Source organism: Tenacibaculum litopenaei (assembly GCF_964514025.1).
Taxonomy (GTDB): domain Bacteria; phylum Bacteroidota; class Bacteroidia; order Flavobacteriales; family Flavobacteriaceae; genus Polaribacter; species Polaribacter litopenaei.
In genome coordinates, this window is the sequence record NZ_CAZEQT010000006.1 from 1,123,615 (window position 1) to 1,140,146 (window position 16,532).

The 16,532-nt window shown below is 39.5% G+C and carries 15 protein-coding genes and 1 other RNA gene; 11 read left to right on the forward strand and 5 right to left on the reverse strand.

Features of this window, described 5'->3' with window-relative positions; all coding sequences use genetic code 11:
- The first annotated feature begins 300 nt into the window (after positions 1–300).
- The 7 genes from ACKTS5_RS13685 (at position 301) to ACKTS5_RS13715 (ending at position 7,585) form a co-directional block, all read left to right on the forward strand.
- Complete coding sequence (locus ACKTS5_RS13685; RefSeq protein WP_408044444.1) at positions 301–1,599, forward strand: hypothetical protein; 1,299 nt, start codon at positions 301–303, stop codon at positions 1,597–1,599.
- Positions 1,600–1,601: 2 nt separating this feature from the next.
- A complete protein-coding gene (locus ACKTS5_RS13690) occupies positions 1,602–2,678 on the forward strand; it encodes a hypothetical protein (protein WP_408044445.1) in 1,077 nt (358 codons plus the stop codon).
- An 11-nt stretch (positions 2,679–2,689) separates the two neighbouring features.
- Entirely contained in the window at positions 2,690–3,406 is a 717-nt protein-coding gene (locus ACKTS5_RS13695) for a hypothetical protein (RefSeq protein WP_408044446.1), read from the forward strand.
- Positions 3,407–3,411: 5 nt separating this feature from the next.
- Complete coding sequence (locus tag ACKTS5_RS13700; RefSeq protein WP_408044447.1) at positions 3,412–4,128, forward strand: hypothetical protein; 717 nt, start codon at positions 3,412–3,414, stop codon at positions 4,126–4,128.
- Positions 4,125–4,994, forward strand: a complete 870-nt coding sequence (locus tag ACKTS5_RS13705; protein ID WP_408044448.1) for a hypothetical protein — start codon at positions 4,125–4,127, stop codon at positions 4,992–4,994. The genes ACKTS5_RS13700 and ACKTS5_RS13705 overlap by 4 nt, the downstream gene beginning before the upstream one ends.
- A gap of 3 nt (positions 4,995–4,997) precedes the next feature.
- Positions 4,998–5,906 (forward strand): hypothetical protein, encoded by a 909-nt coding sequence (locus tag ACKTS5_RS13710; RefSeq protein WP_408044449.1) that lies wholly within the window; start codon positions 4,998–5,000, stop codon positions 5,904–5,906.
- A gap of 518 nt (positions 5,907–6,424) precedes the next feature.
- Complete coding sequence (locus tag ACKTS5_RS13715) at positions 6,425–7,585, forward strand: gliding motility-associated C-terminal domain-containing protein (RefSeq protein WP_408044450.1); 1,161 nt, start codon at positions 6,425–6,427, stop codon at positions 7,583–7,585.
- Positions 7,586–7,672: 87 nt separating this feature from the next.
- Here ACKTS5_RS13715 and ACKTS5_RS13720 read toward each other — a convergent pair whose 3' ends face one another.
- Positions 7,673–8,164: a DinB family protein gene (locus ACKTS5_RS13720; protein WP_408044451.1), complete on the reverse strand. Its 492-nt coding sequence runs from the start codon at positions 8,162–8,164 to the stop codon at positions 7,673–7,675.
- A 230-nt stretch (positions 8,165–8,394) separates the two neighbouring features.
- Here ACKTS5_RS13720 and ACKTS5_RS13725 point away from each other — a divergent pair, with 230 nt between their 5' ends.
- Positions 8,395–9,126 carry a hypothetical protein gene (locus ACKTS5_RS13725; protein WP_408044452.1) on the forward strand — a complete coding sequence of 244 codons (732 nt, stop codon included), beginning with the start codon at positions 8,395–8,397 and terminating at the stop codon, positions 9,124–9,126.
- Between the two features lie 120 nt (positions 9,127–9,246).
- Here the strand turns inward: ACKTS5_RS13725 and rny are convergent, their stop codons facing one another.
- The 4 genes from rny to ACKTS5_RS13745 form a co-directional block, all read right to left on the reverse strand.
- Complete coding sequence (gene rny, locus ACKTS5_RS13730; RefSeq protein ID WP_408044453.1) at positions 9,247–10,809, reverse strand: ribonuclease Y; 1,563 nt, start codon at positions 10,807–10,809, stop codon at positions 9,247–9,249.
- Positions 10,810–10,856: 47 nt separating this feature from the next.
- Positions 10,857–10,961: non-coding RNA, 6S RNA (gene ssrS / locus ACKTS5_RS13735), on the reverse strand.
- A 66-nt stretch (positions 10,962–11,027) separates the two neighbouring features.
- On the reverse strand, positions 11,028–11,315 hold the full coding sequence (locus tag ACKTS5_RS13740) for a cell division protein ZapA (RefSeq protein WP_408044454.1): 288 nt from the start codon (positions 11,313–11,315) through the stop codon (positions 11,028–11,030).
- Positions 11,316–11,328: 13 nt separating this feature from the next.
- Complete coding sequence (locus ACKTS5_RS13745; protein WP_408044455.1) at positions 11,329–11,619, reverse strand: hypothetical protein; 291 nt, start codon at positions 11,617–11,619, stop codon at positions 11,329–11,331.
- Positions 11,620–11,767: 148 nt separating this feature from the next.
- Here ACKTS5_RS13745 and ACKTS5_RS13750 point away from each other — a divergent pair, with 148 nt between their 5' ends.
- From ACKTS5_RS13750 to ACKTS5_RS13760, 3 genes are read left to right on the forward strand one after another with little or no spacing between them, the layout of a single operon-like run.
- Positions 11,768–13,459, forward strand: coding sequence for a M23 family metallopeptidase (locus ACKTS5_RS13750; RefSeq protein WP_408044456.1), 1,692 nt, complete (start codon positions 11,768–11,770; stop codon positions 13,457–13,459).
- Between the two features lie 8 nt (positions 13,460–13,467).
- The gene (locus tag ACKTS5_RS13755; RefSeq protein WP_408044642.1) at positions 13,468–15,915 is read left to right on the forward strand and encodes a carboxypeptidase-like regulatory domain-containing protein; all 2,448 of its coding nucleotides are present in this window, start codon (positions 13,468–13,470) and stop codon (positions 15,913–15,915) included.
- Between the two features lie 4 nt (positions 15,916–15,919).
- Positions 15,920–16,522 carry a hypothetical protein gene (locus ACKTS5_RS13760; protein ID WP_408044457.1) on the forward strand — a complete coding sequence of 201 codons (603 nt, stop codon included), beginning with the start codon at positions 15,920–15,922 and terminating at the stop codon, positions 16,520–16,522.
- Positions 16,523–16,532 lie beyond the last annotated feature (10 nt).

The following is a 16,532-nucleotide window of genomic DNA, read 5'->3' on the forward strand; positions in this document are numbered from 1 at the left end:
GATCCGACTGCCTTTAACGGTGACGGTAACATTACTTCTTCTGACTTAACGGTTGGTGGTGATGCAAACGCTTTATTAGGAGATGTTACACTGGAAATCTCAGCAGGCGCTGTTGGTACTACTGAATTAGCTGACAACGCAGTAACTACGGTTAAGATCAACGATAACGCTGTAACTACCGGAAAAATTAATGCCAATGCAGTAACTACTGCGAAGATTAATGACGATGCGGTAACAGCTGCTAAAATAAACGCGGATGTTGCAGGTACTGGTTTAACACAAAACGGTGCGGGTGCTTTAGTGGTAGATCCGACTGCCTTTAACGGTGACGGTAACATTACTTCTTCTGACTTAACTGTTGGTGGTGATGCTAACGCTTTATTAGGAGATGTTACGCTTGAAATCTCAGCAGGTGCTGTTGGAACAACAGAATTAGCTGACAATGCTGTGACCACGGTTAAGATCAACGATAACGCTGTAACTACCGGAAAAATTAATGCCAATGCAGTAACCACTGCGAAGATTAATGACGATGCGGTAACAGCTGCTAAAATAAATGCGGATGTTGCGGGTACTGGTTTAACACAAAACGGTGCGGGTGCTTTAGTAGTTGATCCGACTGCCTTCAACGGTGACGGTAACATTACCTCTTCTGACTTAACTGTTGGTGGTGATGCAAACGCTTTATTAGGAGATGTTACACTGGAAATCTCAGCAGGTGCTGTTGGAACAACAGAATTAGCTGACAACGCAGTAACTACGGTTAAGATCAACGATAACGCTGTAACTACCGGAAAAATTAATGCCAATGCAGTAACTACTGCGAAGATTAATGACGATGCGGTAACAGCTGCTAAAATAAATGCGGATGTTGCGGGTACTGGTTTAACACAAAACGGTGCGGGTGCTTTAGTAGTTGATCCGACTGCCTTTAACGGTGACGGTAACATTACTTCTTCTGACTTAACGGTTGGTGGTGATGCTAACGCTTTATTAGGAGATGTTACGCTGGAAATCTCAGCAGGTGCTGTTGGTACTACTGAATTAGCTGACAATGCAGTAACTACTGTAAAGATCAACGACAACGCTGTAACTACCGGAAAAATTAATGACAATGCAGTAACTACTGCGAAGATCAACGATGCCGCAGTTACTACGGTTAAAATTGCCTCAGGTGGTAACGACAAAGTATTAACCACTACTGATGCTGGAGTTGTACAATGGGAAGATAAAGGCCCTACTATTAAGGCAGCAGGAAAAGTAGCTATGACATACAATGCCGACGCTACTTCTACCTACAACAATCACAATGTAGTCAAGAGCTTTAACATTGCTAGCGTTACAAGAGATAGCGAAGGTGATTATCAAGTAACTTTTACAACCGCTATGAGCAGTGCTAATTACATTATTCAATTATCAATTAGAGATTGTGGTGGTAATTGTCCTGGAAACACCAATGCAAACTATGATGATCCAGGTATTACTTATTACGACCAAACTGCTACAGGATTTAAAGTTAACATCGGTGATAGTGACAATGGAACTAATCAAAAAGATGATATCGATTTAGAATTTATGTTTAGTGTTATTGATTTTTAATCATGAATAAACTACAGTATCTCATAATAACAACTATATTATATTCTTTCGCTGGATTTGCACAATTAGATGCGAATTCAGCGATGGGGATACCTCAAGTCAGTAACACCACTGAAATGCAAAATATTACTGGCGCTACTGAAGGATCGTTGGTATACAATATAGCTCAGAAGGGAATCTATGTTTACAACGGCACTAATTGGGTTTCCCCTAGTGGAAGTAATTGGCTTATATCTGGCAACAACGGAATTAGTTCTTCTAATTTTTTAGGAACTACTAATGACGTTAAGATGGAAATTCGCTCTAATAATTTGCCGATGCTCGAATTCGGAAGAAGAGAAACACTCAACCTTTACCAAAACTTTCCTGACTATACTGACAATGATCAACCTTTGGTCCACTTAAAAGGAAATGGGAATACTGCTGCCTTACAATTTGCTGCATCGGGAGCCTCATTTTACAAACCGATGTTTTTCACGACTACCAATGGGAGTTTTCGTTTAAAGGGAAGTTCAGGAAGAACCGATCTTTTTGAAATCGGCTCGGGAGGTCCAAGTAATGATGGAAGACTGGAGTTCATCATTGGTGATGATGGTGCAGAGCCCATTATATTTAAACGTTATGATTATCGAAATGGGAAATTTCACAAAGAACTTTTCCGTGTACAAGGAAGCAACAACACTGCCAATGCAAAAACGAGATTTGGAATCAACATCAATACAAATGAAGTGCCTGTTGACAGTGAATATGACGATTCACAATCGGGGTATAATATTGCTAATTCCACCTTGCAAGTACAGGGATCCGTTGCCACCGCAATTACACGCGTAACGGGTTCTGGGAATTATACACTTTCGGAAGATAACCATACCTTGATTATGCTCTCAAATCGAAGCCTCACATTGCCTACGGCCTCGAGTTGTACCGGTCGTGTGTACATTATAAAAAATAACTCAGGGAGTAGCCTTACTATATCTTCATACAACAATCAAAACAATAGCAGCAGCACCAGTATTACCAATAATAATACTGTATGGTTACAAAGTGACGGCGTAGTATGGCAACAAATAAATAATTAACTAACAGCTTTATGTTTAAACCCCTATTGTACATAACATTTCTATTGGCTGTATTCACAACGACCCTTGCTCAAATTGACGAGAATGCCCTCGTTAGTTTACCCAGAGCAACGACCACTGAGTTGAATGCTATTACCACTCCCCAATTGGGAAGCTTAGCTTATGACACAGATAAAAACCGCGTGGTACAATACACCAACGCTGGTTGGTCGGACTTTTTAACTGCGAGGAATGTTTATGTAGGCGCTTTTACTATTAACGCTGCAGGCAATCAAGACATTACTGGACTCCCCTTTCAACCTTCTCAAATTACCTTTGTTGCACATGCCAATGTCGAAAGTCTCAATATCAATAGTGATAATGGTACTGGTAATAACGATCGTGGAATTCCCAACTCTTTTGGAACCATGAATGGATTTGCCAGAGATGACAGCGGCACCATCGTACAACAAGTAATCTATGTTGGTGGGCATGGTAACTCAATTAATGATATTACACGATACGCGAGTAGCTCGAACTGTATAGGACTCAGATATGGTGATCAAAACGGTAATAGCCTTGGTCGCATTACTGCCTCTTTAAGCTCCTTTAATACAGATGGTTTTACAGTAAACGTTACTTATACCAATGGAACGGTTACTGCTAATAATGGAAATCCCATTGTCGATGTGCAACCCGATGATGTACTCGGTGAAGGGATTGTAGTACTGTTCACTGCTTATAGATAATTTTCATGAAAACCTCTACCCTGATAGTTCTAATCGTATTAAGTTTCAACTCAATTCTCAATGCACAAATAGATGCTAATTCTTTACTTTCCATTCCTACAGTGAGTAGTAATGCTGAGATGACAGGCATTTCTTCACCCTCATCAGGATCGCTCGTTTATCACAGCGGAGAAAACAAAATCTATATGTATGATGGCACAAGTTGGGCCGCCTTAAAAAAAGAAACGAATAGTTTTGGCGATATCAAATACGGAGTACAGTCAGCAGATCACAATGGTTGGTACTTACTCAACGGTCGCGCGACCAGTACACTCTCTGCAGCCGCGCAGACAAATGCTACTAACCTCGGCTTTACAACAAATCTTCCGAACGCTCAGGACAGAGTTTTAAAACACCCCTCAGCTACCGACAATATAGGTGATACCGGCGGACAAACAACCACTACCCTATCTCAAAATAACCTCCCCAATGTAAACTTTACAGGTTCCACATCTACTGACGGGAATCATACACATACCATTCCACGAACCACAGGAAGTGACCAGGTACGTCACAGCAGTGACGATACCCGAACTTTTTACAATTCCGGAGGAACTACCACTACCAGTACTAGCGGTAATCACAGTCATACCGTAACCGTTAACAGTGGTGGAACTGGACAATCGTTTGAGAGATACCAACCCTATTTAGTGGTCAACACATTTATTTACCTAGGACTATGAGAAAACTTTTACTACTAACTATTATTACCTTATTTCCCCTTACACTCTTCGCACAAATCGATGCGAATTCAGTAATAGGGCTTCCTGCAGCGACAGACAATACCGAAATGAATGGAATTTCAGGTGCTGCTGAAGGATCTTTTTTATACAATATAGCTCAAAAAAACATTTACTTTTATAACGGAACCGCCTGGGTAGCCGTTTCCTCATTAAGCTCAAACCTTTACACTGCCAACGGAGCACTTACAGGGGCAAGAACCTTGAATGGTTCAGGAAATGCACTTTCCTTTTCCAATTTAGCATCCTTCCAATTGAACACTACGGGAGCTACACAATTATTTGCAACTGGAAGTCTACAACTCGGATCTACAGGCAATACCACACAAATCACCAGTGCCCTCGGGTTAACACTTACCGCAACCAGCGGCGGAGTAACTATTAACGGAAACACAACGGTTAATAACAATCTCATAGTTGATGGGTCTTTTACCGATAGTACTGGAAGTACAGGTACTAATGGACAGGTTTTAAGTTCAACAGCTACTGGTACAGACTGGATAGATCCTAAATTAGCTACCGTAGAAAACAAAACCGCAAACTATACCTTAACCGCCGATGACAATGGTAAGGTTTTTACATTTAGCAGCGCCACTGATGTTACCTTAACAGTACCAAACGGACTCCCCGTAGGCTTTAACATCAGCATCTACCAAACAAATGCAGGACAAGTTACTATTGCCGGAGCGGGAGGTGTAACCATCCTCAACCGACTGTCGCGATTTAAAACAGCCGGACAACACGCTGGTGCGGGGCTTATTTGTACGAGTACCAATAATTTTCATCTGACAGGTGACTTAAAAAGGTAATTTATGAGAATTCGAATACTATTTTTTCTTTTTACCGTTTGCCTCGTTTGCAATGACTCGTGGAGTCAAATTGCAAGTTACAACCAATTCCCAACGCATAAACCATCGCATATTCTCGACGAAAAACTAACCAGCATCAGTTTTTCTTTTTCCATGCGTGTTTTAGAAAGTGACTACACGGGCCCCATTATCAGACTCCGCAGAGCGAGTGATAATGCAGAACAAGATTTTGGCTGGGCCGATAACGACATCGTAGATATTACTGCCATCAATGCATGGCGAGGTGCTAGTAATGTTTTTGTCCATACTTGGTACGATCAGAGTGGACTTGGCAGAGATGCCATCCAAACGAATACGAACAGACAACCGCGGTTTTATCCAGACGCCACTCGTCCTTATTTTCAAGGAGACGGTGTAGATGATCACTTGTTAATAGATACGCCAAACGGAGTACAAGACCTTACCAATGCGGGAGACGAAGGAACAGTACTCACCATTGCACGTGCTACAAACCGCAACCAACACTCCTTTGGAGTACTCATCAATTCCAACAGATGGTCAACACATATCAACTGGGGAAATCGAAATTTGTACTTCGATCCGGGAATCTGCTGTAACGGAACTAGAAATTTTTACAATGATTCTAATGTTAATACATGGGAATTGTATACTTTTATCAAAACGAATACCAATGCTATCGCAAGAGCAGGTGGTGTTCAACGATTTAATGGTGTGCACACAACGGGTAGGTGTACATTGACAACCGATTTTACTATTGGTTGGGCCAACGGTAATCAGGCCTGGGCTCATTCTAACACAAGTTTTATCGAGTTTATCATGTATCGTACCGACATTAGTGCAACAGAATATCAAGAAATAGAAGAAAACGCTATCACCTTTTGGGGTATTTAATACTCCCTTTGTAAGTTTCTGTCCCCCCTCCTTCTACTTCTCTATGATACGGTATGTGACATTTTGAACTTTTTTGGGTCAAAATGTTAGGATTCACGTATTAAAACTACTATTAGATAACAAAAACATAGTATCGGTAAACTGTACGAACTGATTTTTTTAAGTATCGATGAATTCCACTGAACGGAAGATAGCTTGCATCTATCTAAAACGACGCTAAAAGACTTCAATTTGGATGTAGTTTTACAATGTAATTAGTTCGCAACTAGTAATAATGACCGGAACATTTACTAAGCAAACCAGTTATATTGGACCATTATCAGTTATCATACTATAATTCAAATAGATACAAAAAATGTTAGTTGGCTATATCGATAAATTTTATATCTTTGTCGCCTTGAAAAAAACTAACCGAAATTAACTGAATGAACGATAAACCTATATGATTTAAAAGAAAAAAGACATATACGATTTTAATAAAAGAATAATAAAAAATAATTAAAAAATACGGGGGTATTATGAAAAATTTTTTATCTATTACGGTATTACTTATGCCTTTATTTTTGAATGCTCAATCAGCATTTCACAATTTTGGAAACGTTAAATTGCACACGAGTTCAGCGGTTGGATTCCACACCGACTTAATAAATGACGGAACATTAAACAATGACAACCAAGGGTTTGCAGGGTTTTACAGCGACAGCGAAATCAGAGCGATTTCTGGTAGTAACAGAGCTATCTTCAGCAAGGTTGAAATAGACGCAGTAAACGATGTAGAATTATATACGAGCTTAGGAGTAAGCAATGAATTAAACTTTATCAATGGTAAAGTGTTTACACCGAGAAACAACCAGAGTATCTCTTTAGATTACATTAACCACCAGTTATCAGTAGGTGAAGATGACAGCAGATATGTAGACGGTTATGTTACGGTTACAGGAACGGATGAGTTTATCTTTCCTATAGGACACGACAATAAGTTCAGACCTATGGTATTACCTGCGCAAAATGTAAACAATACCTTTAGAGGTGCTTACTACGCAGTAAATCCGAATACAGCTCCTAGTAATGTGTTCAGTCAAAACTTTGACACCAATGAAAAGCAATTGTTCATAAACACTATCAGCAATGTTGAATTTTGGGACTTAGATGGAGCTGCAGCAACAACTATTACATTAACATGGAATGCAGCGAGTAACGTGGCGGCAATTGCAGAAGACGTAAATTTATTACGTGTTGTTGGATGGAGCAAAACTGAAAACAAGTGGATTGATTTAGGTAGAACTGCTGTAAACGGTGACCTTAATGCAGGAACTGTAAGCTCTAAAACCTTTACTCCAGACGAGTATGAAGTTATCACTATAGGAGCTGAGTACGCAGACGGTGACTTAAGCGATGTAAACATTATCATTACTCCTAACGGAGATGACAAAAACGAAGCCTTAGTATTTGACGGTTTAGAACAATACAAAAACAATACGCTTTCAATCGTAAACAGATGGGGAAATCAAGTGTACGAAGCTACAGATTACAAAAATAACTGGAAAGGGACTTCTGAAGGAAGAGCAACAGTAAACAAAACAAATGACTTACCAGTAGGAACTTACTTCTACGTTTTAAAATTCGGAGATGACGGTTTGAGTAAAACGCAATTGGGATGGATTTACATTCACAGATAAGAAGTTACCCCTATTAAATAAAATATACCCCAAAAGAAAAGGATACTATTTACGCAATAGTATCCTTTTTTTATATCGGTGTAATTTTTACTTGTTTACTACTCTCGGTGTCGTCGGATTGTAACCGAAATCTGCATCGGGTAATTCAATTCCTAAGGAGTTAACTATAAAGCCTACACTGGCAAAATGGTGAATAGCATGACTGTGAGCCTGTATTAACGCACTAGAAAGCGTATAAGTCGCGGTAACTCTTCCCATGCCCAAATCGTCAGTAACTTCAATTAACTGATTCAAATCAAGTGTTTCTAACTCGTACAAGGCCTGAATAATCATCTCAAAATACTTAATTCCTTCCACAGTTTGCTCTTCTGCCAAGGTATTTCTCTTTCGATCTGAAAAATCAATATGCCCCTTCTCTACTCCATTCACTATACAACTAAAAACATCTAATACATGTCGCATATGCGCTCCAATACTCGAGTAATAAGGTGCCACCGTTTTATCGCTGTATTGTTCATTGGTTATATTCGTAAGTAGTGTAATTCCTCTTTGTAAATTCTTATCAATGGCGGCTATCATATAGCTAAAATTAAATTTTGAAGTGAGTCGTATAAATATAGGGTATTTTACGAGTACCTAACAGTAATTTTAACAAGCATTTTCAAACCACTAAAAACCAATCAATTAAAACCCGAAAAGTTTTCTACAAAAAAGGCACCTACAATTTTGGCACGCAATTTGAAAATAACTCAAACAACTGCGGAAGCCGAAAAGCATATAGAGTAAGCATAACCCTAAAATTAGCAATTATGAGAACAGGGATACTATTTTTTTTAGCAGCAATGTTATTTGCTCCACTACAAGCCAATACGAATACCAAATCAACTAGCAAAATTGGGGTTGTAAATCGCTATGACGATGTATTAAGTTTTGTTGAAAGAGGAATTAAATTTCACGTTTTCCTCAACGGAGATTTTGATTTTAACACCCATCACAGAACTACCAGATATGTCGATTACAACGGGAGAAGGACACGTGTATCAAATGGTGTGCGCATAGAGCGCGATCGCAATGGCCGTGTCAGACGTGTAGGTACCGTATATATCAACTACGATTTCAGAGGAAATGTAAAACGTATTGGTAGTGTATTTATGCAGTACAGGAGAGGTCAATTAACCAGAATCGGAAATATGAGAATTCGTTATGATCGCTGGGGGCACCCGAGCTTCCGAGGATATATCAAAAGAGGTGGGTATTACCAAGACATCGATCACTGCGACGATGATGTTAACATCGATATCGACATCAGTATCGGTGATGAATACGACTATGACGATGTGTACTTTTACCGAAGAGATTTCAGACGCAACTACCGTCAGTTCAAAGAAGACGACAACTTCTTTTACTACCGAGCCGTTCCGAATGCCAATATTGGACAAAAGGCACGTGTCCTTAAAAGACGTAAGAGTAAAAGAAACTCTGATAGAGATGATTTGTATTACAGAGCGAATCCTGAAACAAAACGATCTAGAAGAAATTAAAATAGCCAACTCAAAACAAAAACCTCCAGTTTGAACTGGAGGTTTTTATTTTAAAAAGAAAACCAAGTGGCTCGGGCCACTTGGTTTTTCTAACTAAGAATTTATCGTTGTTGACAGCTGTTATTTGGCTACGTTTACCGCTCTTGTTTCACGGATAACGGTTACCTTCACCTGTCCTGGATAGGTCATATCATTTTGAATTTTTTGAGAAATATTAAATGATAGTTCCGCAGCTTTTGCGTCGTTTACTTTGGTACTTTCAACGAGTACACGCAACTCTCTACCCGCTTGGATTGCATAAGCTTTTTGTACTCCTGTAAATCCAAATGCGATATCCTCTAAATCTTTTAAACGCTGGATATAGCTATCCAACACTTGTCGTCTGGCACCTGGACGAGCTCCTGAAATCGCATCACATACCTGTACTATCGGTGCGATCATACTCTTCATTTCAATTTCGTCGTGGTGAGCTCCAATGGCATTGCAAACATCTGCTTTCTCTCCGTATTTCTCTGCCCATTGCATTCCTAATAATGCGTGTGGTAATTCGCTTTCTGTTTCTGGCACCTTACCAATATCGTGTAACAATCCTGCTCGTTTCGCTGCTTTTGCATTCAAGCCTAATTCAGCAGCCATAATACCACATAAATTAGCAACTTCTCTCGAGTGTTGTAATAAGTTTTGTCCATAAGAAGAGCGGTACTTCATACGACCTACGGTTTTTACCAATTCAGGATGTAATCCGTGAATTCCAAGGTCAATAACAGTTCTCTTTCCTACTTCTATAATTTCTTGTTTGATTTGTTTCTCAGTCTTTCGAACGATTTCTTCAATTCTCGCAGGGTGGATTCGACCATCAGTAACGAGCTTGTGCATCGACAATCTTGCGATTTCACGACGAACAGGGTCAAAACACGAAAGGATGATGGCTTCTGGAGTATCATCTACGATGATTTCAACCCCAGTAGCGGCTTCCAATGCACGGATGTTTCTACCTTCTCTACCGATAATTCTACCTTTTACGTCGTCAGACTCCAAGTTAAATACAGAAACACAATTTTCTACTGCCTGCTCTACTCCTACGCGTTGAATGGTATTCAATACTACTTTTCGCGCTTCTTGTTGGGCAGTCATTTTAGCTTCTTCAACGGTATCTTGAATAAAACTCATCGCATCTGACTTCGCCTCTTCTTTTAACGACGCTACTAACTCGGTCTTCGCCTCATCTGCTGAAAGCCCAGAAATTTGCTCTAGCATATCTACGTGACGCTTGTGTAACTTTTCAATTTCAGACTCTTTTTTATCTAAAAAATCCAATTTGTAATTGTAGTCAGCCTGTTTCTTTTCGAGTTGCTTGTTCAGCTTTTTGTTACGATCCAACTCCGAAGATACTTGACTTTCTTTATCGCGAATGCGCTTTTCAACATCTCCCACTTTCTTTTCACGAGAAAGAATTACCTTTTCGTGTTCTGACTTCAATTCAATAAATTTTTCTTTCGCTTGAAAGATCTTATCTTTTTTTATCGCATTGGCTTCTACCCTTGCTTCTTTTATAATATTCTTAGCCTCCTTCTTGGTCTCTTCGATCAATTTGTTCGCCTTTGTCTTCTCCAGCATTTTCGCTATCAGAAATCCAATAGTCAGACCAATAATACTAGCTAATGCAATATATGCTAATTCCATATGATTAATTTGTGTGTATAAAAAAACCTACATCAATAAGGTTTTATAAACTCCTAAAAACAGGTTTAGGACTAACTGGTTGCTCAAGGATCCCGCAAGCGGGCGTGCTTTCCTAACCACGACTCATCCTTTCTAATTGAATAGCGTTGAGTTTATTAAACATTTTATCAATGTAGGCAGTATTTTACTTTTGTTATTTTAAAGAACTTTTTTCTTATCTATAAATGCTCGTCCAACAATTGGTTGAGCACAGCTATTTGTTTCAATACTTCTGCGTCTTCACTTTCTTGGGTAATGCGTTCAATCTCTAGCTTAGAAGCAAACTGCAAGGCACACATTGCCAATACATCTTGTTTGTCAGCTACCGCATAGCTCTGCTCGAACTTTGCGATCAATTCGTTAATGGTTTTAGCAGCCTTTCGCATCCCCTCCTCTTCTATTGTACTCTGCACATTTAAAGGATAGGTTCGACCTGCAATTACAACATTAACTTTTAACTTTCCCATGTAAAGAACGTTTTTAGGTACTCAAGAGTTTGATACATTTATCAATCTCTCTGACCAAAGCATTTATTTTGAGTTTTGTTTCTCTCGTGTTTTCGTTACTGCCTTCAATAGTTTTGGCAATTTTCAACAAATTCAATTTCTCTTCCTTTGTATTTAATTCTTGCTCTTTTTCTTGTAATAAACGTTGTAACCTTGCATTGTTCTCGAATAAAATTCGATTTTCCTCCTTCAAAAATTCATAGTTGGACAACAACTCCTTGAGTCTATCTTCCAGTAAATGAATTGCTTCTTGAGTGTTACTCATTAATTTCTCCGAATAAAACTATTTCTACAAAGTTATCAATAACCTTGAATTTAACAAAATTTTTACAACATTTTCAAAGTAACCTCGGTTTCAAACGATTACAGTTTTAACTTAAATTTTCTAAATTTGTTGTAAAACTATTGCCATTTTGAGATTTTACCTTATTATTTTTTTTGCTTTTATAAGCCAATTGAGCCCGGCCCAAAAGAGTTATCCTACAGACTACTTTGACCCTCCGCTGAAAATTCCCATAGTACTTGCCGGTACTTTTGGAGAGTTGCGAAGCAACCACTTTCATTCGGGTATTGATATAAAAACGCAAGGAAAAGAAGGACTCCCTATTTACGCAGCTGCAGACGGTTACGTTTCAAGGATAAAAGTAGGACAATACGGTTTTGGTAAGGCACTGTATCTAAAACACCCCAATGGGTATTCAACGGTATACGCCCATTTGCAAAAATTTGCTCCTGCCATCCAAAAACACGTTAAGAAAACACAGTACGCAAAGAAAAAATACGCCATTGGGAATCTCTTTCCCAGCCAAGATATGTTTCCTGTAAAAAAAGGACAACTCATCGGTTACGGAGGAGACACCGGAAGTTCAGGTGGACCACACCTACACTACGAAATCAGAGAAAGCAAAACGGATCGTATTATCAATCCCTTATTGTTTGGCCTCCACCCAAAAGATACCATTGCACCGCTCATCAAATTCTTGCTTGCCTATCCTATGGATGTTGCGTCAAGAGTGAATAACGGAGCCAGTAAAACGGCCCTTCCTCTCAAAAAAACAGGACCGGGTACCTATCGTACAAATCCTATCACTGCCAGCGGTGAAATAGGTTTTGGGCTCGCTGTTTTTGACCGACTCAACGGCGCTTCGAATAAAAACGGTGTGTACAGTATTAAAATGAAGGTAAACGGACAAACGGTGTATTATCACGATGTGGAAAGCTTTACATTTGCGGAAAGCAAATACATCAATCTCCATATCGATTACCCTTATTATAAGAGCTATAAACAACGCGTTCAAAAAACCCACAAAGTCACGACCAATAGACTGAAGCTCTACAAAACTCTCGTTAACAATGGAGTTATCACCATCTCACCAGCACAAAATTACAGCATTGACATCATTGCAAAAGATATTGAAAACAACAGCAGTACCATTCACATTCCTGTAAAAGGAGTTGCCGCCAATGCCGTATTTACCCAAAAGGACACTACGGCTTTTAAAATTAAAGCAAACGAGTTTATTCGATTTCAGGACAAAAACGTTCAGGTGGCCTTTCCGAAAAACACTTTTTACGAGGATTGCTTTATTGATTTTTCCGTCGAAGAAGGAGTGGCCCACATACACAACACAACGATTCCGTTAGACAAGAGGTATACCCTTACTTTTGAGACGGGCTACTTATCAGCACTTCAAAAACAACAGGTATACATCGCCAATGTCAATTATCCTAAATACCCCAGGTATGTCTCTACAAAGAAAAAACTAGACAAAGTATATACCTCCACCAAAGCACTTGGAAGCTACACCTTGAAGTTTGACACAAAAAAACCTACAATTCAACCGCTCAACTTCTACAACAAACAATGGATTAGCAAGAATAAAACCCTAAAAGTTAAAATCAAAGATCGCCAGTCGGGAATACGCAGTTTCAAGGCAAGCATTGACGGTGAATGGATTTTAATGGAATACAATCACAAAAGAGGTATTTTGACCTACGATTTTAGCGATAAAAAGTTGGTTGGCAGCAAACATATCTTTAAAATTGTAGTCGCAGACAACGTCGGGAATACCAAAACCTTAAAAGCGACGTTTTTTAAAAAGTAAAACCTTTCATTTTGAACAAACTAATCATATTACTCCTATTTCCTTGCGTGCTTTTTGCTCAGAGAACAGCAACCGTCAAAGGAATTATAACCGATGCATACAACAACCCTATTGAAGGTGTTGCCATTAGCTATCTGAACGAAGGAACGACAACCAATGCCAGTGGATTTTACGAATTCCGAATTCCCATCCGAAAAACGGTGACCGTTACCTATAGCCATGTATCGTTTAAGAAAGTGGTCAAAAAGTTTACTGCACGTGGAGTAAAGACCTTTACCTTTTCACCTAAATTAAAAGCGTTGAATGAAAAGCTCAACGAGGTTGTTGTCAAAAACAAAAACAAAGAGGCCCAAGGAATCACCACGATTAAAGTAAAAAAAGTACAAACGCTACTCGGAGCTAATGCCGGAGTAGAAAATGTTTTAATGACCTTGCCAGGAGTGAGCAATAATAACGAATTGAGTACCCAGTACAACGTTCGTGGAGGTAATTTCGATGAAAACCTCGTATACGTCAATGGGATTGAAGTTTACCGCCCTTTTCTCATACGTTCAGGACAGCAAGAAGGTTTGAGTTTTATCAATACACACATGATCCAAAACATCAACTTTTCAGCTGGTGGATTTCAAGCGAAATACGGTGATAAATTGTCGTCCGTTTTGGACATTACCTATCGCAAACCTACTGAGTTTGGCTTGCAGGTAGACCTGAGTATGCTCGGAGGAAGTGCTACTTTTGAAGACAGTTATTACAACGATCGCCTCAGTGTGTTGGTTGGGCTTCGCTATCGCGACAACAGCCTGTTTGTAAACAGCAAACAAACAGAAGTAAATTTCAGGCCTCAGTTTACCGACGTTCAGTCGTTTTTGAGCTATCGTCTGAATGATAAATTACAATTGAACTTTTTGGGAAACTTTTCGTTAAACGAATACAATTACCAACCACTGACGCGCAGAACCCGTTTTGGTACCTTGGCCAATCCGTTAGAGCTCATCGTGTTTTACCGAGGTCAAGAGCAAGATCAGTTTAAAACCTTATTCGGAGCCTTATCTGCTGATTACCAAGTAAACGAGGATATTAAAATAACCACTACAGTTTCTAGTTTTAACACCCAAGAAGAAGAATACTTTGACATTGCTGCCGCTTATAATTTAGGAGAAGTAGATAGTAATATCGGTTCTGAAAACTTTGGAGAAGTACAATTCTCACAGGGAATTGGATCGCAAATAAACCATGCCCGTAATGATTTGGATGCCTTGATTAATTCTGTTCAGGTTCGTGCCACTATCAAAGACGGCCAAAACGAATGGCGCGCAGGAATCAAACTTCAAACCGAAAATATCAAAGACCGCATTAATGAATGGGAAGTCATCGATTCATTAGGATTCAATGTACGTCCGCCTCATCATAGCATCAATGATCAGCCCTACCAACCTTTTACTGGGCCCATTGAACCTTTTCAGAACGTCAAAGCTCAAAATACCATTGATATTACACGTCTTTCAGGATTTACCCAGTTTAGCAGACAAACCCATTGGGGTGACCACAAAATTTGGTTTAACGCAGGGGTTCGCGCTCATTTCTGGCGCGTAAAAACTGCACTGCAAGCAAGTAAGAGTCACGTTACTTTTAGCCCTAGAGCTCAATTTGCGATCAAACCAGATTGGGAAAGCGATATGATGTTCAGGATTTCTGGAGGTTGGTATGCCCAGCCCCCTTTTTACAAGGAGTTACGCGGTTACGACGGTACTATTAAGCCGGAAGTACAGGCCCAAGAAGCCATACATATTGTAGGTGCTAACGAGTACAGTTTTGTACTTTGGGATCGACCATTCAAACTCATTAGTGAACTCTATTACAAAAACCTAAGTCAGGTAAATGCCTATTCGGTTGACAATGTCCGTATTCGATATCGTGCTGACAACCTAGCCAAGGCCTATGCTTATGGTTTAGACATCCGCTTAAACGGTGAATTTGTTCCAGGGAGCGATAGTTGGGTGAGTTTTGGGTATTTAAAAACGGAAGAAAACATCAATGGACAAGGCTATATAGCACGTCCTACAGATCAACGCTTAAAGTTCGGAGTATTGTTTCAGGACTACGTGCCAAATTTACCCGATTTAAAGGCCTATTTAAACATCGTTTACAATACTGGACTACCAGGAGGTGCTCCAGCCTATTCAGACGTATATCAATTCCAAAGTAGGCTCAATGACTACAAGCGTGCAGATATCGGAGTCTCTTATGTGTTGGCCGATGCCAACAAAAAAAGTACTGCAGGTTTTTTACAGCATTTTAAAGAACTCACCATTGGACTCGAATTATTCAATGTGTTCGATATTCGAAATGCCAATACCAATACTTGGGTACGTGATGCCTACAGTAAACGCCAATACGGTATACCGAATTATATGACGGGTAGAGTCCTGAATGCGACTGTAAAAATGAAACTCTAAGTATATGATGAAAACAGCTATGACAGCAGTTGTATCGCTGGGATTATGCCTGGGAAGTTCACAAAAAAACAGTTATGCAAAATACGCTGTTCCCAACGGTGAACTCCGTTATAAAATAACCTTCCCACTACTCGAAAATCCGGTACATCAGAAATTGTATTTCAGTAATTACGGAGCTTCGCAATTGGTTGAAATGATCGACTCCGCAAAGCAATTTAAAACCAACTTGATCCTTTTAAAGAACGACAGTTTAGCCCATGTTTTTATGAATGATTCTGACTTTGTAAGCGCGGAAAACTCACCAGAATTTGCCCATGAGAAGGTTGTAAATTCCCTAGCTTGGGCTAAAGCGCACGACGGTGCTGTCATTACAAAACAAAAGGACACGCTCTTTCAAGAAAAAAACTGTTCCTATATCGAATTTCATTTGCAAACAACAGCCATGAAAGGCTTTGTAATTTACTATCGAGACATTCCGTTAAAAATAAAATATCCATGGGATACTGGAATGGTAGAAGAACTCGTATTAACAGCTATGAAAATAACCACCGCTCCACCTGCTAAGCTTGTAAAATATCAAAAGGCAATCACTGCTAACCAAGACTGATTTCAAAATT

Excerpts from the sequence above, each read along its gene's own strand:
- ACKTS5_RS13745 (WP_408044455.1), bottom strand. The coding sequence starts at position 11,619 with ATGAGTAACACTCAAGAAGCAATTCATTTACTGGAAGATAGACTCAAG.
- ACKTS5_RS13695 (WP_408044446.1), top strand. The coding sequence starts at position 2,690 with ATGTTTAAACCCCTATTGTACATAACATTTCTATTGGCTGTATTCACA.
- ACKTS5_RS13690 (WP_408044445.1), top strand. The coding sequence starts at position 1,602 with ATGAATAAACTACAGTATCTCATAATAACAACTATATTATATTCTTTC.
- ACKTS5_RS13720 (WP_408044451.1), bottom strand. The coding sequence starts at position 8,164 with ATGATAGCCGCCATTGATAAGAATTTACAAAGAGGAATTACACTACTT.
- ACKTS5_RS13740 (WP_408044454.1), bottom strand. The coding sequence starts at position 11,315 with ATGGGAAAGTTAAAAGTTAATGTTGTAATTGCAGGTCGAACCTATCCT.
- ACKTS5_RS13760 (WP_408044457.1), top strand. The coding sequence starts at position 15,920 with ATGATGAAAACAGCTATGACAGCAGTTGTATCGCTGGGATTATGCCTG.
- rny (WP_408044453.1), bottom strand. The coding sequence starts at position 10,809 with ATGGAATTAGCATATATTGCATTAGCTAGTATTATTGGTCTGACTATT.
- ACKTS5_RS13700 (WP_408044447.1), top strand. The coding sequence starts at position 3,412 with ATGAAAACCTCTACCCTGATAGTTCTAATCGTATTAAGTTTCAACTCA.
- ACKTS5_RS13705 (WP_408044448.1), top strand. The coding sequence starts at position 4,125 with ATGAGAAAACTTTTACTACTAACTATTATTACCTTATTTCCCCTTACA.
- ACKTS5_RS13715 (WP_408044450.1), top strand. The coding sequence starts at position 6,425 with ATGAAAAATTTTTTATCTATTACGGTATTACTTATGCCTTTATTTTTG.
- ACKTS5_RS13710 (WP_408044449.1), top strand. The coding sequence starts at position 4,998 with ATGAGAATTCGAATACTATTTTTTCTTTTTACCGTTTGCCTCGTTTGC.
- ACKTS5_RS13725 (WP_408044452.1), top strand. The coding sequence starts at position 8,395 with ATGAGAACAGGGATACTATTTTTTTTAGCAGCAATGTTATTTGCTCCA.